General features: G+C 68.4%; 16 protein-coding genes. 10 read left to right on the forward strand and 6 right to left on the reverse strand.

Annotated features, from left to right (window positions below; genetic code table 11):
- Positions 1–37: 37 nt before the first annotated feature.
- From AC3AP7_RS08705 to AC3AP7_RS08715, 3 genes are all read left to right on the forward strand, one after another.
- A complete protein-coding gene (locus AC3AP7_RS08705) occupies positions 38–1,387 on the forward strand; it encodes an ATP-binding protein (protein WP_475763945.1) in 1,350 nt (449 codons plus the stop codon).
- A 373-nt stretch (positions 1,388–1,760) separates the two neighbouring features.
- The gene (locus AC3AP7_RS08710) at positions 1,761–2,309 is read left to right on the forward strand and encodes a peroxiredoxin (protein WP_475763943.1); all 549 of its coding nucleotides are present in this window, start codon (positions 1,761–1,763) and stop codon (positions 2,307–2,309) included.
- 74 nt (positions 2,310–2,383) lie between these two features.
- A complete protein-coding gene (locus AC3AP7_RS08715; protein WP_475763941.1) occupies positions 2,384–2,908 on the forward strand; it encodes a carboxymuconolactone decarboxylase family protein in 525 nt (174 codons plus the stop codon).
- 277 nt (positions 2,909–3,185) lie between these two features.
- Here the strand turns inward: AC3AP7_RS08715 and ispF are convergent, their stop codons facing one another.
- Together ispF and ispD are read right to left on the reverse strand one after the other, a co-directional pair.
- Complete coding sequence (gene ispF, locus AC3AP7_RS08720; RefSeq protein ID WP_475763939.1) at positions 3,186–3,665, reverse strand: 2-C-methyl-D-erythritol 2,4-cyclodiphosphate synthase; 480 nt, start codon at positions 3,663–3,665, stop codon at positions 3,186–3,188.
- A gap of 35 nt (positions 3,666–3,700) precedes the next feature.
- Positions 3,701–4,411, reverse strand: coding sequence for a 2-C-methyl-D-erythritol 4-phosphate cytidylyltransferase (gene ispD, locus AC3AP7_RS08725; protein ID WP_475763937.1), 711 nt, complete (start codon positions 4,409–4,411; stop codon positions 3,701–3,703).
- A 119-nt stretch (positions 4,412–4,530) separates the two neighbouring features.
- Between ispD and mfd the strand changes: the two genes are divergently transcribed.
- The 4 genes from mfd to mscL all read left to right on the forward strand — a co-directional run bounded on the left by mfd (position 4,531) and on the right by mscL (position 11,337).
- A complete protein-coding gene (gene mfd / locus AC3AP7_RS08730) occupies positions 4,531–8,016 on the forward strand; it encodes a transcription-repair coupling factor (RefSeq protein WP_475763935.1) in 3,486 nt (1,161 codons plus the stop codon).
- 424 nt (positions 8,017–8,440) lie between these two features.
- The gene (gene argE / locus AC3AP7_RS08735) at positions 8,441–9,676 is read left to right on the forward strand and encodes an acetylornithine deacetylase (protein WP_475763933.1); all 1,236 of its coding nucleotides are present in this window, start codon (positions 8,441–8,443) and stop codon (positions 9,674–9,676) included.
- A gap of 125 nt (positions 9,677–9,801) precedes the next feature.
- Positions 9,802–10,824 carry a threonine/serine dehydratase family protein gene (locus tag AC3AP7_RS08740; protein WP_475763931.1) on the forward strand — a complete coding sequence of 341 codons (1,023 nt, stop codon included), beginning with the start codon at positions 9,802–9,804 and terminating at the stop codon, positions 10,822–10,824.
- 66 nt (positions 10,825–10,890) lie between these two features.
- The gene (gene mscL / locus AC3AP7_RS08745; protein WP_475763929.1) at positions 10,891–11,337 is read left to right on the forward strand and encodes a large conductance mechanosensitive channel protein MscL; all 447 of its coding nucleotides are present in this window, start codon (positions 10,891–10,893) and stop codon (positions 11,335–11,337) included.
- 75 nt (positions 11,338–11,412) lie between these two features.
- Here mscL and AC3AP7_RS08750 read toward each other — a convergent pair whose 3' ends face one another.
- The 3 genes from AC3AP7_RS08750 to AC3AP7_RS08760 all read right to left on the reverse strand — a co-directional run bounded on the left by AC3AP7_RS08750 (position 11,413) and on the right by AC3AP7_RS08760 (position 15,602).
- Positions 11,413–13,383 carry a hybrid sensor histidine kinase/response regulator gene (locus AC3AP7_RS08750; RefSeq protein WP_475763927.1) on the reverse strand — a complete coding sequence of 657 codons (1,971 nt, stop codon included), beginning with the start codon at positions 13,381–13,383 and terminating at the stop codon, positions 11,413–11,415.
- A gap of 48 nt (positions 13,384–13,431) precedes the next feature.
- A complete protein-coding gene (locus AC3AP7_RS08755) occupies positions 13,432–13,911 on the reverse strand; it encodes a response regulator (RefSeq protein WP_475763925.1) in 480 nt (159 codons plus the stop codon).
- An 80-nt stretch (positions 13,912–13,991) separates the two neighbouring features.
- Positions 13,992–15,602, reverse strand: coding sequence for a sensor histidine kinase (locus AC3AP7_RS08760; RefSeq protein ID WP_475763923.1), 1,611 nt, complete (start codon positions 15,600–15,602; stop codon positions 13,992–13,994).
- A 389-nt stretch (positions 15,603–15,991) separates the two neighbouring features.
- Here AC3AP7_RS08760 and AC3AP7_RS08765 point away from each other — a divergent pair, with 389 nt between their 5' ends.
- Positions 15,992–16,489 carry a hypothetical protein gene (locus AC3AP7_RS08765; RefSeq protein WP_475763921.1) on the forward strand — a complete coding sequence of 166 codons (498 nt, stop codon included), beginning with the start codon at positions 15,992–15,994 and terminating at the stop codon, positions 16,487–16,489.
- A 49-nt stretch (positions 16,490–16,538) separates the two neighbouring features.
- On the opposite strand, the gene AC3AP7_RS08770 is transcribed toward AC3AP7_RS08765, so the two are convergent.
- Positions 16,539–19,004 (reverse strand): AsmA family protein, encoded by a 2,466-nt coding sequence (locus AC3AP7_RS08770; RefSeq protein ID WP_475763919.1) that lies wholly within the window; start codon positions 19,002–19,004, stop codon positions 16,539–16,541.
- 152 nt (positions 19,005–19,156) lie between these two features.
- Here AC3AP7_RS08770 and AC3AP7_RS08775 point away from each other — a divergent pair, with 152 nt between their 5' ends.
- Together AC3AP7_RS08775 and AC3AP7_RS08780 are read left to right on the forward strand one after the other, a co-directional pair.
- Entirely contained in the window at positions 19,157–19,969 is an 813-nt protein-coding gene (locus AC3AP7_RS08775) for an ABC transporter ATP-binding protein (RefSeq protein ID WP_475763917.1), read from the forward strand.
- Positions 19,966–20,775 (forward strand): ABC transporter permease, encoded by an 810-nt coding sequence (locus AC3AP7_RS08780; RefSeq protein ID WP_475763915.1) that lies wholly within the window; start codon positions 19,966–19,968, stop codon positions 20,773–20,775. Before AC3AP7_RS08775 ends, AC3AP7_RS08780 begins: the two co-directional genes overlap by 4 nt.
- Positions 20,776–20,872 lie beyond the last annotated feature (97 nt).

Raw genomic sequence — 20,872 nt, forward strand, 5'->3', positions numbered from 1 at the left:
TGCACGTTCCGTTTTTGCCTTGCGACAAGAAGGGCCCATGCGGATCAACCGCCGCCTCCTGACACTGCTGTTCGGCGGCCTCTTCTGGCGAACCTTTCTGCTGATCGCGCTGCTGATCGCAGTCAGTCTCGCCGCCTGGTTCCAGAGCTTTCGCGTGATCGAGCGGGAGCCGCGCGCGCAGCGCGTGGCGCTGCAGCTCGTCGCGATCGTGAAGCTCACGCGCACTGCACTGCTCTACTCCGATCCCGATCTGCGGCGCGCGCTGCTGCAGGATCTCGAGAGCAACGAAGGGGTGCGCGTCTACCCGCGCGAAACCACCGACAAATACGTGCTGCAGCCCAACGAGTCGCTGAACCGGCTGATCGAGCATGACATTCGCGGCCGCCTCGGCGACGACACGGTGATCGCGCAGTCGGTCAACGGCATTCCGGGCGTGTGGATCAGCTTCAAGATCGACGACGACGATTACTGGGTCGCGCTCGACCGCGACCAGCTCGACAACGCGACGGGCCTGCAGTGGGCCGGCTGGGGCGTGTTCGCGCTCGCGCTGTCGCTGTTCGGCGCGGCGTTCATCACGAGTCTCGTGAACCGGCCGTTCTCGCGGCTCGCGCTGGCCGCGCGCAAGGTCGGCTCCGGGCAGTCGCCCGAACTGCTGCCGGAAAAAGGCATGGGTGTGGCCGCCGACACGAACCGCAGCTTCAACCAGATGGTGCGCGATCTCGAACAGCTCGATGCGGACCGCGCGCTGATGCTCGCCGGCATCTCGCACGACCTGCGCACGCCGCTCGCGCGGCTGCGGCTCGAAACCGAAATGAGCCCGTCGGATCAGACCACGAAGAACGCGATGGTCGACGACATCGAGCAGATGGACATGATCATCGGCCGCTTCCTCGACTACGCGCGGCCGGTGCAGAAGGTGTCCGAACCGGTCGACCTGTCGGTGGTCGCCCAGGAACTGGCGGCGCGCATGGCGTCCGAGGACGGCATGCGGCTCATCACGCGGCTCGCGCCGTCCGCGGTGATCGACGCGGACGAAACCGACATGCGCCGCGTCATCGGCAACCTGCTCGAAAACGCCCGCAAGTATGGCCGCAGCGCCACCGACGGCATTCCGCACGTAATGATCGAAACGCGCGTGTCGCATTCGCGGGTGGAACTGTCGGTGGTCGACGAGGGCCCCGGCATCCCCGAAGACCAGCTTGCGCTCGTCACCCGGCCGTTCTACCGGGTCGACTCCGCGCGCACCCAGGCAAACGGCACCGGCCTCGGCATGGCGATCGTGCAGCGTCTTGTCGGCCGTTACCGGGGCGGCCTGCGGCTACGCAACCGCACGCCCGGCCCCGGGCTCGAAGTCACGATCGAGTTTCCGCTCGCACGCAGCACCTGACGCGCGTCGCGCAGCCGCGCCCGCGGTATCGCGAGGCGTCGGAGGCGTCGGAGGCGTCGGAGGCGTCGGAGGCGTCGGAGGCGTCGTAGTCCCGCCGTCGCCGGCCCGCCCGCTTCCCGCGGCGCCGCACGCGCGCGTCGCGCAGCCGCGCCAATGCGGGCGCCGCGCAATATCCATGCTGTTGCGTCCCCATTCCCCGGTGCCTTTCGTGCAGGCTATCGGCGCAGTGAAGAAAATCTATCCGATTAAATAGTTAAAAACTATTGATGCGATGCAATAATAGATGGTAGACTGGGTTTGGTGTAACGAATCCGTTACGGCGGTCCGTTAGCGTAACGGACTGCGTTTTTCCACACCCCAAGGAGTCTTCCACATGAAAACCGTTGGCGACAAACTCGAAGCGTTCACCGTCACCGCTGCAAAGCCGGGCTTCAACCACCACGAAGAAAACGGCGTGTCGGCGTTCGAAGACATCACCGAACAGTCGTTCCCGGGCAAGTGGAAAGTGATCTACTTCTACCCGAAGGACTTCACGTTCGTGTGCCCGACCGAAATCGTCGAATTCGCGAAGCTCGCCGGCCAGTTCGCCGAGCGCGACGCGGTGCTGCTCGGCGGCAGCTCGGACAACGAATTCGTCAAGCTCGCATGGCGTCGCGAGCACAAGGATCTGAACAAGCTGAACCACTACGCGTTCGGCGACGTGAAGGGCGAACTGATCGACCAGCTCGGCGTGCGCGACAAGGAAGCGGGCGTGGCGCTGCGCGCGACGTTCATCGTCGACCCGGACAACACGATCCAGCACGTGTCGGTGAATAACCTGAACGTGGGCCGCAGCCCGGAAGAAGTGCTGCGCATTCTCGACGGTCTGCAAACGGACGAACTGTGCCCGTGCAACCGCGCGGTCGGCGGCGCGACGCTGTAATCGCCCGCCGTCGCCAGCCCGCTTCGCTTGAAAGAGCCGGCGGGCTTTTTTTTATCCTATGACAGGAGCGATCCATGGAATTTCTGGCCGCGATCAAGGAACGTATTCCCGATTACGCAAAAGACATCCGCCTGAATCTGGACGGCACCATCGCGCGCTCGTCGCTGGAAGGCGCGGATGCGGTCGGCGTCGCACTGGCCGCGGCGTTTGCCGCGAAGAGCACGGTGCTGATCACCGCGATCCGCGAAGCCGGCGTGCTCTCGCCGGAGGAAGTCCACGCGACGCTGACCGCGGCAGCGCTGATGGGCATGAACAACGTCTGGTATCCGTATGTCGAGATGAGCGGCAGCACGGATCTGAAGTCGCAGCCGGCCGGCCTGCGGATGAACGCGTATGCGTCGCATGGCGGCGTCGACAAGCGGCGCTTCGAAATGTACGCGCTCGCCGCGTCGATCGTCGGCAAGTGCCACTTCTGCGTGAAGTCGCACTTCGACACGCTGCTCGCCGAAGGGATGAGCGCGACGCAACTGCGCGACGTCGGACGGATCGCCGCAGTGATCAACGCGGCGGCACAGGTGCTCGCCGCCGAAGGCCACTGACGGTCACGGTTAGCCGCTGACGGCCACTGACAGCCGCCGCCGGCCACTGACGGTTACTGGCAGCCACTGACAGTCACCGCAGACCACTGGCGCGCCCCGACAGCCGCTGGCGGTCACGGTTAGCCGCCGAAGGCCACAGCAGACGACGGCGGTCACGGTTAGCCGCCGCCGGCCACTGCAGACGACAGGCGGTGACTGGCGGTCACCGGTCGCCAGTCACCGGCCGCCAGTGACCGCCGCCCCGGCCGCAGCGCCGCTGCCGCGCGTTCGCGCCGGCTTACCGGCGCACCAGCAGCACCGCCGCCTGCGCCTCGATGCCGTCGCCGCGGCCGAGATAGCCGAGCTTCTCGTTGGTTTTCGCCTTCACGTTGACACGTTCGAGCGGCAACTGCAGATCGGCGGCGATGTTCACGCGCATCGCCTCGATATGCGGCGAAAGCTTCGGCGCCTGCGCGATCACCGTGCTGTCGACGTTGCCGATCGCGAAGCCCGCCTGCGCGACGCGCGCCGCGCATTCGCGCAGCAGCACGCGGCTGTCGGCGCCGGCGAACTTCGGATCCGCGTCGGAGAAATGGCGGCCGATGTCGCCGAGCGCCGCGGCGCCGAACAGCGCGTCCGTGATCGCGTGCAGCAGCACGTCCGCGTCCGAGTGGCCGAGCAGGCCGCGCTCGTAAGGCAGCGTCACGCCGCCGATGATCAGCGGGCGTCCGGGCACCAGCGCGTGCACGTCATACCCTTGTCCGATTCTGAAATCCATAGGCTGGAGAAGTCCGTTGTCAACGAGGAAACAGCTCAGGAAGCCGCGGGCCGGCTGAGAATCGCGTCGGCCAGATCGAAGTCTTCCGGATAGGTGACCTTGAAGTTGCGCAGGCTGCCCTGCACGAGCCGCGGCGCATGGCCGCCCCATTCGATCGCGCTCGCCTCGTCGGTGAGGTCGTGCCCATCGTGCTGGGCCTGCAGGATCGCGTCGCGCAGCATGCCGATGCGGAACATCTGCGGCGTCTGCGCCTGCCACAGGCCGTCGCGCGCCTCGGTGCGCGCAATCCGTCCGCCGCTCGCCGGCGCCATCCGCTTGAGCGTGTCCGCGACCGGCAGCGCCATGATGCCGCCCACCGCGTCGTCCTTCAGCGCGGCGATCAGCGAGCGGATCAGTGCCGGCGTGATGCCGGGGCGCGCGGCGTCGTGCACGAGCGCCCAGTCGTCGTCGCGCGCGCCGAATTCGGCGAGCGCGTGCAGCCCGTTGAGCACCGACGCCTGACGCGACGCGCCGCCGCAGCGGCGCACCACGAAACGCAGGCCGGCAAAGCGCCGCGCGTCGAAATGCGGGTCGTCCGGGGCGATCACGACGAGCGTCTGCGCGAATTCGCTGCACGCATCGAACGCGGCGAGCGAATAATGCAGCAGGTCGCGACCGGCGACGGTGCGGTATTGTTTGGGCACCGGCGCGCCGGAACGACTGCCGGTGCCGGCGCACGGAATCAGGGCAAAGAGGCGGGAAGTCACGGAAGCGGAAGCCGCAGAGTCAAAGTGAAGGACGGATTTTATAATAGGTCTTTCGCATACTCGCCACGACCCGCGTAAACTTGCCGCTCACGTCCGAGCCACCGGCTGCTTTCCCCTCTATGCCCGATATCGCCGCATCCTCGCAGTCCTCCCCGCCCGTCGCGCTCGTCAAGACCGGCCAGCGTTTCGTCTTCGACGGCGTCCACGGTTCGGCCGACGCGCTGCTGATCGCCCGCTACCATCTCGCATACCGTGCACAGGTGCCGCTGCTCGCGGTTGTCTGCGCGAGCGCGGTCGATGCGCAACGGCTCACGCAGGAGCTCCGCGTGTTCGCGCCCGACGCGCGCGTGCGGCTGCTGCCGGACTGGGAAACGCTGCCCTACGACACGTTCTCGCCGCACCAGGACCTCGTGTCCGAGCGTCTCGCGACCCTGCACGATCTCGGCGAGGGGCGCTGCGACATCCTGGTCGTGCCCGCTACCACGGCGCTGTACCGGATGCCGCCGGCGTCGTTCATGGCGGCCTACACGTTCTCGTTCGCGCAGGGCGAACGCCTCGACGAGGCGAAGCTGAAGGCGCAGCTCACGCTGGCTGGCTACGAGCACGTGAGCCAGGTCGTGCGGCCCGGCGAATACTGCGTGCGCGGCTCGCTGATCGACCTGTTCCCGATGGGCTCGCCGCTGCCGTACCGGATCGACCTGTTCGACGACCAGGTCGACTCGATCCGCGCGTTCGATCCGGACACGCAGCGCAGCCTCTATCCGGTGCACGACGTGCGCCTGCTGCCGGGGCGCGAATTCCCGTTCGACGAGGCCGCGCGCACCGCGTTTCGCAGCCGCTGGCGCGAGGTGTTCGAGGGCGACCCGAGCCGCGCGTCGATCTATCGGGATATCGGCAACGGGGTGCCGTCGGCCGGCATCGAATACTATCTGCCGCTGTTCTTCGAAGACACCGCTACGCTGTTCCATTACCTGCCGCCGCACGCGCAGCTCGTGTTCGCCGGCGACCTCGAAGCCGCGATCCGCCGCTTCACGAACGACACGAAGCAGCGTCACAGCTTTCTCGCGCACGATCGCGAGCGGCCGATTCTCGAACCGCAGCGGCTGTTCCTGTCCGACCAGGACTTCTTCACGCTCGCCAAGCCGTTCGCGCGGCTCGCGCTGCCCGCCGACAGCGGCGGCGGCTGGGCCACGCCGCTGCCGAACCTCGCGCTCGACCGGCACGCGGACGACCCGGTCGCCGCGCTGCGCGCCTTCCTCGCAAGCACCCCTAACCGCGTGCTGTTCGCCGCCGAATCCGCCGGGCGGCGCGAAACGCTGCTGCAACTGCTGGTGGACCATCAGCTGCGGCCCGCGGCGAGCGACGACTTCGCCGCCTGGCTCGCCGGCGACGCACGCTTCTCGCTTGCGGTCGCGCCGCTCGCCACAGGCTTTGCGCTGCCGGCCGAAGGCGTGGCCGTCATGACCGAAACGGAGCTCTACGGGCCGCTCGCGCGCCGCGCCGGCCGGCGCCGCCAGGAGCAGGCGAGCAACGTCGACTCGATGGTGCGCGACCTGTCGGAGCTGAAGGTCGGCGACCCGGTCGTGCATGCGCAGCACGGCATCGGCCGCTACATGGGTCTCGTGACGATGGACCTCGGCGAGGGCGAAACCGAATTCCTGCACCTCGAATACGCGGGCGACAGCAAGCTCTATGTGCCGGTCGCGCAGTTGCACGTCATCTCGCGCTACAGCGGCGCCGACCCCGAAAGCGCGCCGCTGCACGCGCTCGGCTCGGGCCAGTGGGAAAAGGCGAAGCGCAAGGCCGCACAGCAGATCCGCGACACCGCCGCCGAACTGCTGAACCTGTACGCGCGCCGCGCGGCGCGCGAGGGTCACGCGTTCGGGCTCGAACCGCGCGACTACGTGAAATTCGCCGAGAGTTTCGGCTTCGAGGAAACGCCCGATCAGGCTGCGGCGATCGCCGCGGTGATCGGCGACATGACGAGCGGCAAGCCGATGGACCGGCTCGTGTGCGGCGACGTCGGCTTCGGCAAGACCGAGGTGGCGCTGCGCGCGGCGTTCATCGCGGTGATGGGCGGCAAGCAGGTCGCGCTGCTGTCGCCGACCACGCTGCTCGCCGAGCAGCACACGCAGACCTTCACGGACCGCTTCTCGGACTGGCCGGTGAAGATCGCGGAGCTTTCGCGCTTTCGCTCGGCGAAGGAAGTGAGCACCGCGATCCGGCAGATCAACGAGGGCGGCGTCGACATCGTGATCGGCACGCACAAGCTGCTGTCCTCCGACGTGCAGTTCAAGCGCCTCGGGCTCGTGATCATCGACGAGGAGCATCGCTTCGGCGTGCGGCAGAAAGAGGCGCTGAAGGCGCTGCGCGCCGAGGTCGACGTACTCACGCTCACCGCGACACCGATTCCGCGCACGCTCGGCATGGCGCTCGAAGGGCTGCGCGACTTTTCGGTGATCGCCACCGCGCCGCAGAAGCGGCTCGCGATCAAGACCTTCGTGCGGCGCGAGGAAGACGGCGTGATCCGCGAGGCGATGCTGCGCGAGCTCAAGCGCGGCGGCCAGGTGTATTTCCTGCACAACGAGGTCGAGACGATCGAGAACCGCCGGCAGATGCTCGAAGCGCTCGTCCCGGAAGCGCGCATCGCCGTCGCGCACGGCCAGATGCACGAGCGCGAGCTCGAACGCGTGATGCGCGACTTCGTCGCGCAGCGCGCGAACGTGCTGCTGTGCACGACGATCATCGAGACCGGCATCGACGTGCCGAGCGCGAACACGATCCTGATTCACCGCGCCGACAAGTTCGGCCTCGCGCAACTGCATCAGTTGCGCGGGCGCGTCGGCCGTTCGCACCACCAGGCCTATTCGTATCTGCTGGTGCACGACCCGCAGGGCCTCACCAAACAGGCGCAGCGCCGCCTCGAAGCGATCCAGCAGATGGAGGAGCTCGGTTCCGGCTTCTACCTGGCGATGCACGATCTCGAGATCCGCGGCACGGGCGAAGTGCTCGGCGACAAGCAGTCGGGCGAGATCCAGGAGATCGGCTTCCAGCTCTACACCGACATGCTGAACGACGCGGTCAAGGCGCTCAAGGACGGCAAGGAGCCCGATCTGACCGCCCCGCTCGCCGCCACGACCGAGATCAACCTGCACGCGCCGGCGATCCTGCCCGCCGACTATTGCGGCGACGTGCAGGAGCGGCTGTCGCTGTACAAGCGCCTCGCGAACTGCGAGCACAACGACGCGATCGACGGCATCCAGGAGGAACTGATCGACCGCTTCGGCAAGCTGCCGCCGCAAGCCCACGCGCTGATCGAAACCCACCGGCTGCGGCTCGCAGCCAGGCCCCTCGGCATTTCGAAGATCGATGCGGGCGAGGCGGCCATCGGCCTGCAGTTCGTGCCCAACCCGCCGATCGACGCGATGCGCATCATCGAGATGGTGCAGAAGCACCGGCACATCAAGCTCGCGGGCCAGGACAAGCTGCGCATCGAAACGCGCAGCCCGGATCTTGCGGTGCGCGTGGCCACCGTGAAGGAAACGCTGCGGGCGCTCGGCGCGCCGGCGCGCGGCACGGCGGGAGCCGGCGCACGCGCGTCGTAGTGCCTGGCTTAGTGCTTTGGCTTAGTGCTTTGGCTTAGTGCTTTGGCTTAGTGCTTTGGCTTAGTGCTTTGGCTTAGTGCGCGGCGGTGCGCGGCGGTGCGCGGCGGTGCGCGGCGGTGCGCGGCAGCGTAGCCTACTGCGGTGCGGTGCGGTGCGCACAGCGCGGAGCACCGCCCGGTAGCCGCCGCACGCCGCCCTTCGGATAGAGCGCCGGCGGCACGCGCCCCTCACCAGCCTTTGCCCAGCCTTTACCCAGCCCTCTCGCAGCCATCTCCCCGCCCTTTGACGGCCATCTCCCAGCCGTTTCGCCCCCCCATGCGCCCCGCCGTCATGCTGCGCCGCAAAAATGCAGATCGCATGATCATGCTTGGGCGCGACCGGCCTTTTCGGTATGATGGAAAGACTTAAAAGCTGGAGTCCCGTCATGTCTCACGTAGCCGACTCAACGCTTTCGCACCAGGCGCCGGCCTCCTCCCCCACCGACACGCCGGCGGCGCTCGCGTGGATCACGCGGCTCGTGTCGATCGACACGGTCAGCCGCAATCCGAACCTGGGCCTGATCGAGACCGTGCGCGACGCGCTGCGCGCGCTTGGCGTCGAGTCCACGCTCACGCACGACGCCAGCGGCAAATGGGCCAATCTGTTTGCCACCGTTCCCGCGCACGACGGCGAGACCAACGGCGGCATCGTGCTGTCTGGTCATACGGACGTCGTGCCCGTCGACGGCCAGCAGTGGGACAGCGATCCGTTCCGCCCCGAGGTGCGCGACGCGCGGCTCTATGGCCGCGGCACCTGCGACATGAAAGGCTTCATCGGCACGGCGCTCACGCTGGTGCCGCAGATGCAGCGCACGAAGCTCGCGAAACCGATCCATCTCGCGCTGTCGTTCGACGAGGAGGTCGGCTGCGTCGGCGCGCCGCTGCTGATCGCCGATCTGATGAAGCGCGGCATCCGCCCCGACGGCTGCATCGTCGGCGAACCGACCAGCATGCGCCCGATCATCGCGCACAAGGGCATCAACGCGTACCAGTGCTGCGTGCGCGGGCAGGCCGCGCATTCCTCGCTCACGCCCAAAGGACTGAACGCGATCGAATACGCGGCGCGGCTCATCTGCCACATCCGCGACATCGCCGACCAGTTCCGCGCGCAAGGCCCGTTCGACGAACTCTACGACGTGCCGTTTTCGACCGCGCAGACGAGCACGATCGAAGGCGGCAACGCGATCAATACCGTGCCGGCGGAGTGCCGCTTCCAGTTCGAGTTCCGCAATCTGCCGACGCTCGACCCCGAGTCGATTTTCCAGCGCATCGAGCACTACGCGCTCGAGACGCTATTGCCGGCGATGCGCCGCGAACACGCGGCCGCGGCCATCGAATTTTCGAAGATCGCCGCCGCCCCCGGGCTCGACGCGACCGAGCAGGCGGCGATCACGCAGCTCGTGCGGGCGCTGACCGCCGACCAGGACAAGCGCAAGGTCGCCTACGGCACCGAAGCGGGGCTGTTCTCGCGCGCGGGGATCCCGAGCATCGTCTGCGGACCGGGCGATATCCAGCAGGCGCACAAGGCGAACGAATTCGTCGCGCTCGAACAAATCGACGCATGCGAGCGCTTCCTCGGCAAATTCATCCACAGCATGTCGGTTGACGCACATCCGCACTGAAGCGCGCCGCGACTCACGGCGCGGCATGCCGCACACTGGCGTATACCGGGCCCACACCGCCCCGGTCTGAACTGACCGGGGCCGGACGACTCCAAATCTTCAAGGATCGACCTTCCCGAGACGCCATGTCCACTGCCTCCCCGCTCCACACCGACCACACCATCGACGGCGAACCGATTCCAACGCTCGACGGCATCGCCGCGCAGCATTTCGCGCTGACACCTTGGGTCGCGCGCACGCCGGTGTTCGACAAGCTCGATTTTCCGTCGCTCGAAGACACCGTGGTCAACTTCAAGTTCGAACTGCTCCAGGTGAGCGGCAGCTTCAAGGCGCGCGGCGCCTTCACGAACCTGCTCGCGCTCGACGACGCCCAGCGCAGCGCCGGCGTGACCTGCGTGTCGGGCGGCAATCACGCGGTGGCGGTCGCATACGCGGCCATGCGCGTCGGCCTCGGCGCGAAGGTCGTGCTGTTTCGCAGCGCCAACCCGGCGCGCGTGGCGCTGTGCCGCCAGTACGGCGCGGAGATCGTCGTCGCGGACAGCCATGCCGAGGCATTCGATATCGTGCGTCGCATCGAGGCCGAGGAAGGCCGCTATTTCGTGCATCCGTTCAACGGTTATCGCACGGTGCTCGGCACCGCCACGCTCGGCTACGAATGGGCCACGCAGACGCCGGACCTCGACGCGGTGATCCTGCCGGTCGGCGGCGGCGGGCTCGCGGCGGGCGTGTCCACCGCGCTGCGGCTCGCCAATCCGCGCATCCGCGTGTACGGCGTCGAGCCCGACGGCGCCGACGCGATGGGCAGGAGCTTCGCCGCCAATCACACGGTCAGGATGGGCGCGATGCACAGCATCGCCGACTCGCTGATGGCGCCGCACACCGAGCAGTACAGCTACGAACTGTGCCGGCGTCATGTCGACCGGCTCGTGACCGTGTCGGACGGCGAGTTGCGCGCGGCGATGCTCGCGCTGTTCCGCCAGCTGAAGCTCGCGGTCGAACCGGCCTGCGCCGCCGCCACCGCCGCGCTGCTCGGCCCGCTGCGCGAGACCGTGCAGGGCCGGCGAGTCGGTGTCCTGCTGTGCGGAACCAACATCGACCCGGTCAGCTTCGCCGGACATCTCGAACGCGCACGCGCGCGGGAGGACTAGCGCGGCACTACCGGATCCCCCGTGCGTTGGCTATCATGGCGCCATGGACACCACGGAGGAATCCCGATGAGCATGGTCAAGGAGTTCAAGGAATTTGCGCTGAAGGGCAACGTGATGGATCTCGCGGTCGGGGTCATCATCGGCGGTGCGTTCTCCACGATTGTCAACTCGGTGGTCAAGGATCTGATCATGCCGGTCGTGGGCGTCGCCACCGGCGGACTCGACTTCTCCAACAAGTTCATCCGTCTCGGCGACATCCCGGCTTCCTTCAAGGGCAACCCCGACTCGTACAAGGATCTGCAGACCGCCGGCGTCGCCGTGTTCGGCTACGGCTCGTTCCTCACGGTGCTGATCAACTTCGTGATCCTTGCGTTCATCATTTTCCTGATGGTCAAGTTCATCAACAATCTGCGCAAACCCGCTGCGCAGGAACCCGCGCCGCCCCCGCCGACGCCCGAAGACGTGCTGCTGCTGCGCGAGATCCGCGATTCGCTGAAAACCCCGTCGCGCTAGACGCACGAGCTGCTCCAGCCGCCATCGCCGCGCCGGACGCGCCCTACGCGCGTGGCGGCGCGGCGCACCGCCCGCTCAGTCGGCCGCCGCGCCGCGCTGGGCCGCGTCCTCGATCAGCTGTTCGAGTTGCGCGAAGTTGACCGGCTTCGTCAGATGCGCGGTGAACCCGGCATCGAGGCAACGGCGGATATCTTCGTCCGAGCCGAAGCCGGTCATCGCGACGGCCGGCACGTCGGAGTGCGCACGAAACGCCTTCACGAAATCGAGCCCGGTGCCGTCGGGCAAACCCACGTCGCTCACGACCAGATCGAAGCGGATCGCCTGCGCGGCCGCGAGGGCGTCGGCAACGCGGCCGACCACCCTGACGTCGTGCCCGAGCGCGCGAATCAGCTGCGCCATCACGTCGGCCGTGTCCACGTGATCCTCGATCAGCAGGATCGACAGCTGCGGCGAAGCGGCCGGGTTCACGGCGGCGGGCTCGGCGGGTTCCTCGTCGGGCGCGCTGCTCGTCGGCAGCGTGATCGTGAAGGTCGCCCCGCAATGCGGACCCGGGCTCTGCGCGGTGACGCTGCCGCCATGCGCGTCGGTGAGCGCACGCGTGATCGCGAGCCCGAGCCCCAGTCCGCCGAACTGCCGCGTCATGTTCTGGCTGCCCTGCTCGAACGCGTTGAAGAGCTTGCCGATCTGCCCGGGCTCGATGCCGATGCCGGTATCCTCGACCGCGATCTGCACATGCCGGCCGTCGTGAAGCGTGCGCACGTAGATATGGCCGCCGTCCGGCGTGAACTTCGCGGCGTTGCGGATCAGGTTCCACAGCATCTGCTGCAGCCGCGCGCGATCGGCGAGCACGTGGTGCGACAGCGCGTCCTTCGCGATATGCACGTCCTGCTGCTTCACCTGGATCTCGCTGCGAAATAGCTCCAGCACGCTGTCGATCACTTCGTGCACGTCGACCTTTTCTAGCGACAGGCGCAGCTTGCCGTTCGCGACCCGCGTCAGATCGAGCAGATCGTCGATCAGCCGCGCTTCGAGCTCCACGTTGCGGCGAATCATCAGCACGCTCGCACGCGCGCTCTCCGGCAAGCCGGCAATCTGTTCGAGCACCCGCGCGCCCGCGAGCACCGGCGTGAGCGGTGTGCGCAACTCGTGAGACAGCATCGCGAGAAACCGGTCCTTCGCGCGATTGGCCTCTTCCGCGGCGAGGCGCGCGGCCTGCTCGGACGCGAGCAACTGTTCGCGCTCCTCCATCGCCTCGCGCTGCGGCTGGACGTCCGTGCAGCTGCCGAACCACTGCGCGACGCGCCCGGCCGCATCGCGCACCGCGACGATGCGCGCATCGAACCAGCGATATGCGCCGTCGCGACGACGGATCCGCCATTCGTGCCGGTAATCGCTCGCGCCGCCGCTGACCGCTTCGAGCCAGCTGTCGCGCACGTCGTCGCGATCGGCCGGGTGCACCGCGTCGAGCCAGCCGAAACCGAGCGAGGCGGCTTCGTCGAGCCCCGTGTAGTCGATCCACTGCTTCGACAGGAAATCGCACGCGCCATCCGGTCCGCAGGTCAGCACCAGATGGGGCAGCGCTTCCGACAGCGTCCGGTAGTGCAGTTCGCGATCGCGCAGGCGCGCCGCCTCGGCCGACGCGCGCCGCAAGCGCTCCTGCGACAGTACGCGCTCGACCGCCTCGGGCAGGTAGCCGAGATAATCGCCGGACTTCGGCACCACGTCGGAAACGCCCGCGCGCAACGCCTCGATCACGCGCGATTCGTCGGTGAAACCGGTAACGAGGATCGCCGGCACGCGCACCCCTTCGCTGCGCAGACGGCGAAAGAAGTCGAGCCCGGTCTCCGGCCCGGCAAGCTGGTAATCGAGCACGAGCAGATCGGGGGCGTCCGCGACGAGGCGCGCATGTGCGTCCTCGACGCTCATGCAGGTCGACACGCGGCATCCGGCGCGCAGCAGCGATTTGTGCGCGAGGCGCAGGATGCCTTCGTCGTCGTCGACGACAAGCACGTGAGCAGCGGGATGCGTTGAAACGTCTGGGGTCATGCTGGATCGGATGTCGAATGCCGCCGCCGCGAACCCCCGCGGCAAGGATCAGGGAGACGCAAAGCGCTGGCCCGGCGGCAGCTTGACCACCTTCAGGAAAAAGCCGAGCCGCCGCACCGCGTCGATGAACGCGTCGTATTCGACCGGCTTCGTGACGTACACGTTGCAGCCCAGCTCGTAGCAGCGGGCGATCTCGCGCGGATCGTCGGTGGTCGTCAGCACGATCACCGGCGCGGCCGCGGTGGCGGGCGACGCCTTGAGCCGGCGCAGCACCTCGAAGCCGTCCACGCGCGGCATCTGCAGATCGAGCAGGACGACGAAGTGGGTCAGATCCTCGCGCGGCGGATGACCCGAGGTCGCGCCTGCGGCCGGCGCCGGTCCGAAAAAGTAATCGAGCGCCGCCTGCCCGTCGGTAAAACGGATCACGCGGTTCGTGACGCCCGCGCGGCGCAGGTTGCGCTCGACCAGCGTCGCATGGCCGTCGTCGTCTTCGATCAGCACGATGCTGACGCTATCCCCGGTATTCATCGTTTCTCCGTGCCCGCGCGGCGCGCGGACGATCTCGTTGGCATGCCGGCTGCGTTCGCCCAGCCGGTTGACGGCGGATTTCAAGGCCGCATCGGCTGCTCCGGCAGCGCGACAAAAAATGTCGAGCCGGCGCCTTCTGCCGATTCGACCCACACGCGTCCGCCATGCCGCTCGACGATGCGGCGCGTGAGCGCGAGCCCGATGCCGTCGCCCGGCGCGACGTCGCCGTGCAGACGCTGGAACGCGCGGAACACCTTCGACGTGCACGCGGCCGGAATGCCGAGTCCGTTATCGCGCACGTAATAGGTTCGCGTGCGCGGCGCGCCCGCGCGCGGCGCGTCGGGCGGCTCCGGATCGCAGGCGCCGATCTCGATGCGCCCGGCGCGGCCGGGATCGAGAAAGTTCAGCGCGTTGCCGAGCAGGTGGCCGAAGACTTCCTCGATCGCGCCCGGATCGCCCCACGCCGGCGGCAGTTCGCGCACCGTCACGCGCGCGCCGCGCGCGTCGATGCGCGCGGCCATTGCGTCGGTCACGCGCGCCACCGCCCGGCCGATGCTGACCCGCTGCCAGTGGAATTCCATCCGTCCTGCCCGCGAAATGCGCAGCAACGCCTCGATGATCGCCGCGGCGCGCGTGACCGCGCTGCGCAGAAAATCGAGCGATTCGCGCATGTCGCCGTCGAGCACGGCCGCAAAGCGGCGCCGGTCGTGCCCGGGCAGGCCGGCCGTGTCGATGGCCGCCCGCACCTCGGCGCACGACACCTCCAGCTCCTTCGAAAAGCCCTGCAGATTCACAAGCGGCGAGCGCAGGTCGTGCGACACGCTGTAGATGAACATTTCGTTGTCCTGGGTCTCCTGGCGCAAGGCTTCGTTGACTTCGGCCAGTTCCTTCGCGCGCGCTTCGAGGCGCACCTTCAGCTCGGCGTGCTGCGCGTCGGACGCGCGCAGCCGCGCGCCGGTCTGATGCAGCGCCGCGTCGAGCCCCGCGATCTCGTCGTTGCCGGTGAGCGGCGCGCTGAGCGTCTGCCCCAGTCCGAGCCGAGCGGCGTTGCCGATCAGCACCGCGAGCCGGCGGCCGATGCTGCGCGCGAATATCAGCGCCGCCACGCCCCAGATCAGCATCGAGCCGAGCACGGCGGCGATCAGCGCGTATTGCTGAAACATGCGCGTACGCGTGAGCGACGCGCGATGCGCGGCCGCAAGCCGGGTCGCTTCGGCGTCAAAGCTGTCGAGTTCGTCGCGAAACCGGGCGGCCTGCACCGGCAGTTCCCCGGTTTCGAGGTCGCGGTAGGACGCAATGCTGCGATGGGCGTGCAGCGCCTGCGAGATCGCCTCGGCCTGCGCATGGTAGCTGTCGACCTCGACGCGCATGCGCGCGAGCCGCGCGGATTGCTGCGGCGTGTGCCCGACCATCCGGCCGAGCGCATCGAGCCGGTCGCCGAGTTCGATCCACGCCGCGCGCCGGTCGATGAAGGCGGGGTCGCCGGTCACCATTGCGGTGCGCACGCGCCCAACCTCGCGCAATAGCGGATCGAGCAGCGCGGAGGCTTCATACAGGACGCGCTCGCTGTTGGCCGCCGACAGCGCGGCGCGCGCGGTTTGCTGCTGGGTGTCGAACACCGCGCCGAGCAACGCCAGTTCGACGACGCTCGGCATCGCAATCAGCAGCAGCCCCTTGGTGAAAAGTTTCATAATGGCCCGGCAGTCGGTCCGTGCGAGGCGACACTCGGGCACGGCGCCCGCTACGCTCGCGCGGCGCCGGCTGACGCACTGCGCAACCGGAATCGGGTCATTATCGACGTGAAGTCCGGATATTTCAATGCGCGGCGGAACACGCGGCCGAGCGCACGAAAATGTCGATTTTTTTGCGCGCGAAGCCCCTCCGCCGCGAATCGGCAGGACTATGATGGAGGCAGAAGTCGAGGCGCATGTGCTGGGATTCGAGTGCGCGCAGCAACGCGATTCGGCACGATTCGTGCGGATCGGTGCCGGGTAGGGCGAAGCGCCAGGCACCGTGAATCTGGCATCTTCGTATGCTATAAAAGATCGGCGTGCGGCGGCGCGAGGCCGGGAGTGGTCGCATGAGGACGCTGCGTGTTGTGCAATTCCTTTTCAGGCGAATTTTTATGTCCTTCCCGAAAAAGCGTAGGCGCGTGAAGGCGGACAGTGACGAGTCGTTCCTGACCGTGCTTCGTCAATTCAAGCCGTTCTACCAGCTCGACACGAAAATCGCCCGCGCCCGCGCACAGGACGAACCCGTGCTGTACGCGCACGTGCTGCCCGGCCTCGACGTCCTGCTGTGCAGCGTGCGCGGCGCCCATCCCCCTTATCCGGCTGCCCCGGAGTTGCGGCGGCGCTGCATCGAATCGATCGCAAACGCGCTCGAACAGCCGCTCGACGGCCTCGAGAACGGCGGCTACTGGTACGAAGCCGACGGCTTCGGCTTTCTGGTGTTCGCGAGCCGCGCGCGCAGCCGGATCCTGCCGGAATTCGGCGCCACCCGTCCCGCCGGCAGCCCGCGCCGCGCCGCCCGGCGTCAGGATGCGTCGGGCGACACGACGCCGCGCTCGCTGCGCTAGGGGTTGCCTCGCGCGCGCACGTTCGCGCGAGTCCACGCCCGCCCGCACGCTAGTCGCGCTTCGCCTGGGTTGACGGGTTACCGTGCCGGCGCGCCTGTCCGGGCGGCGGCGCGGTCGGCCGCATCCGTTCCTTCGCCAGTAGCGCGCCGCACGGCAGCGGCTGGTTGTTGCTCGGCGCAATCAGCGGAATCAGCGCCGCGAACGGATTGATCAGCCCGAGGCCGATCATCGCGCCGCCGCGCAATGCGAGCGCGGTCGCATCCACGCCGACGTGCGGATCCGCGAACGTCCCCTTCACGTACAGCGGCGAGCGTAGCGAAAACACGCGCAATCCCTTCGTATGCGGATGGATGCCGAGATCGAGGGTCTCGTTGCGCAGATCGACCTTGCCGTCGATATCGATCACGGCGTCCGAGGTATCGAGCGCGAACACGCGCGGATCGACAATCCCGTCGTTCACGGTGAAATCGGCCGCCGCGCAGTTGATTTTCACGTCGCTGCTGCCGAACAGCTTCTCGTAGACGACGTTCGCGACGTTCAGCCCGGCCGCCTCCATCAGCAGCCGGCTGATCGTGCCCTGTGTGACGAGCGCCTTCAGTTCGCCATTGGACGTCGCCGCGAGCGCGGCCGGCGAGTTGCCGGTCGCCGACAGCGCGGCGTCGCCGTTGATTTCGCCGAGCGCGCTTTGCATCGTCTTCGCGGTCGGGAACAGCTGCTTCAGCTTCAGATGCCGCGCCGAGGCCGAAATGCGCGCGCGCAGCGGCGTCGCGGCGCCGTCGAGACGGATGTCGGTGGACAGCGTGCCGCCGGCCACGCCGAAGCTGAGCGGTTCGAGCGACAGCACGCCGTCCTGCAGCACGATGTGGGTATCGAGATGCGTAATCGGCAACGCCGGATTCTTGATCAGGCGTCGGCCGGTGAAGCGGACGTCCGCGTCGATCGCCTTCCAGCGATCGGTGTGAAACTGCTCGACCGGCAGCACCTTGCCGGCCGGCTGCCGTACCGTATCGCCGCGACGCGCCTTGCTCGCGTGCGAGTCCGCGCCGATCACGGGCGCCAGATCCGCGAAGCGCAGCAGGTTCGACACCAGCTCGCCCTGCAGCAGCGGACGCGGTTCGCGCTGCGTATAAGTGAGCGTACCGTTCAGGTCGCTGCCGCCGACGCGGCCGGTAAAGTCTTCATAGCGAAACACGCTGGCGCCGCGTTTGAAATGACCGATCAGATGGCCTTCGGTCGCATACGGCGGCGTCTCCGGGAGCGTGACGCCGGTCAGCGCATACAGATGCGCCATGCTGGTGCCCTGCAGCCACAGGCGCATGTCGATCGCCGCAAGATGCATGGGGTCCGTCAGCGTGCCGGCGAACGCGACGCGCAGATCGCCGGCGCGAACGTCCGCCTGCAGCGGGAACGGACGGTGCGGATTCTGCAGCGCCAGCACCCCGCCGAGCTTGCCGCTTCCCGACACCGGCGTGCCGCGGTAGCGCCCTTTCAGCGTCCAGCCGATCGCGTAGAGCGGCGCCGCGGCGGGCACGGAGGCCGTAGCCGAAGCCGAAGCCGGGGTTTGCGCGGCGCCGCTCTGCGCGACGGACGTGACGGACGTGACGGACGCAGCGGAGGCGACGGAGGCGACGGACGCGGCGCCGGCCGATGCGGCCGCTGCAGTCGCGGACGCCGACGCCCCCGCGGCGGCCGACGCTGCCACCGACGCCGACGCCGACGCACCCCGCCCGCCCGGCGTGCGAATCGCACTGGCCGCCGCCCCCGACGCCGCAACCGAAGCCGAAGCCGCGCGCGCCGCGGCCGCCGCCTCGGACGCCGCGAGCGCATTGGCCTGCGCCGCAAAGCGATCCGCCCCCTGGCGGCCGATCATTTGCGCCGACGCTTCATGGGCGGCGCGCTCCTGCCGCTTCAGCACCTCGCCGAGCGGAATCGGCTGGCCCAGCGTATCGACCGTCACGTGCGCGTCCGTCTTCGTCTGCGCGTCGGCCAGCGCGATCTCGCCCCTGGCAAACACGATATCGTGCAGATCCACCCGCCACGTCGACGGACTGCCCGATTTGTGCATCGCAAACGTCCAGTTGTCGCGACCGTCGGCAAGGCGCTCCAGATCCACGGACGGGTTCACGAGGCGGATCGTCGGAATCACGATCGCGTGCGCGAGCAGCGGCAGCACCGCAACCTCGAAGTCGATTTCATCGAGCGTCGCGAAGTCCGGCTGCTTCGCCCAGGCCGGGTTGCCGATCGTGACCTGCTGCGCGGAAAAGCGCGGCCACGGCACCCACGCGCGCCAGCCGGTCTCGCCGGCCGGGCGCCGCCAGCCCACGGCGAGATCGCCGTTGATCGCGAACGGCCGCCCGATCGCGTCGCTGACCGTGCGGTCCACCCACGGACGCGCGCGGTTCCAGTCGAAGGTCAGCAGCACCACCACCAGCGCCGCCATCAGGACCACGATCACCGCCGCCAGCCATGCGACGACCCGCCGGGTCCGTCTGCCGATCGTGTTCGCCTCTGCCATCCGTCACTCCGCGTGGTTCTACCTCGTTGGTCGCACGGGCAAGCACGTCGCATGCCCAGCCGGCTTCGCCTATCATGACGCGCACCGGTCCGTCGGGCCGGCGCGCCGCACGACGACGGCGCCGCATTTTACCGATCTCGCGCCCGCCCAAGATGAATGTTTCCCCGCTCGTTGAAGCCGAACACCTGGTCCGCCGCGATCCGGCCAGTGGCCGGGTGCTGCTTCACCCGGCCTCGTTCGCGTTGCAGCCCGGCGACCGCGTGGCGATCACCGGCGCATCGGGATCGGGCAAGAGCGTGCTGCTGCGCACGCTCGCGCTGCTCGATGCGCCCGACAGCGGCCACGTCCTCTGGCACGGCCAGCCGGTCGGCCGCGCAACGATGCCGCGGTTTCGCCGCCATGTCGCGTATCTGCGTCAGCGGCCAGCGCTGATCGACGGCACCGTCGAGGACAACCTGCGCTATCCGTACACGCTCCGGGTCTATCGCGACACCCGCTTCGACCGCGCGCGGGCCGCTTCGCTCGCCGCCCAGGCCGGACGCGGCGCGGATTTCCTCGAACGGCGCGCGAGCGAGCTGTCCGGCGGCGAAGCGCAGATTGCCGCGCTGATCCGCGTGCTGCAGCTTGCGCCCGACGTGCTGCTGCTCGACGAGCCCACCGCGTCGCTCGATCCGGCCTCGTCGCGCGCGATCGAGGCACTCGTCGATGCGTGGTTCTATGCGGGCAACACCGGTCAGGCCGGCGACGCGGGCGGCATCGCGCGCGCGTCGGTCTGGGTGTCGCACGATCCGGCCCAGGCGGCGCGCATGAGCCGCCGTCGACTGACGATGCGCGCCGGCGTGCTGGACGCGCAGAGCGCTCCCGCTGCCGCCCCCGCGGAGCACGGCGCACAGGACATGTCCGACGCGAACCGGGCGAGCGGCACGCCCCGAACGAGCGGCACGAACGGAACGCCCGCCTCATGAATCTGCACAACCTCAGCCTGTGGGATGTCGGCGTTGCCGCACTGCTGATTTTCGTCAACGGCGCGCTGTCCGTGCTGCTGAAGCTGGACCTCGAACGCAAGCTCGCGTGGGCCGCGCTGCGCACCGTCGTGCAGTTGCTCGCGATCGGCTACGTGCTCGGCTGGGTATTCCGCTTCGACCGCTGGTATGCGGTGCTCCCGCTGATGGCGCTGATGACCCTCATCGCCGGCCTCGCCGGCGCGCAGCGCGGCAGCCGGACCTATCGCGGCCAGCGCGCCGACAGCGTCGCGTCGATCTGGGTCAGCGCGTGGCTCGTCGCGGCGGTGGGGCTCTTCGTCGTGATCCGCATTCACCCGTGGTATGCGCCGCAGTATGCGATTCCGATTCTCGGGATGATCCTCGGCAACACGCTGACCGGCGTATCGCTCGGCATCGAGCGCATGACCGAGGAGCTCACCGCGCGGCGCGACCGCGTCGAGATGGCGCTCGCGCTCGGCGCAACCCGCTGGGAGGCGGCGCAGGCCGCGGCGCGCCAGGCGGTGCGCGCCGGCATGATCCCGACCCTGAACCAGATGACCGTGGTCGGCGTGGTCAGCCTGCCCGGGATGATGACGGGCCAGGTGCTCGCCGGCCAGTCGCCGCTGCAGGCGGTGCGCTACCAGATCGTCATCATGTTCCTGATTGCCGCGGCGTCGGCGCTCGGCACGGTGGGCGCCGTCCTGCTCACCTACCGGCGCCTGTTTTCGCCCGAGCATCGCTTCCTCGCCGCCCGGCTCGTCGAGCGCGCGGCGGCGAAGCCGCGCTGACGGACGTCGCTGCCCGCTCAGCGCCCTCCGCTCAGCGCCGTCCGCTCAGTGCCGTCCGCTTAGTGCCCTCCGCTTAGTGCCGTCCGCTCAGTGCCCT

Source organism: Paraburkholderia sp. PAMB 6770 (genome assembly GCF_057748135.1).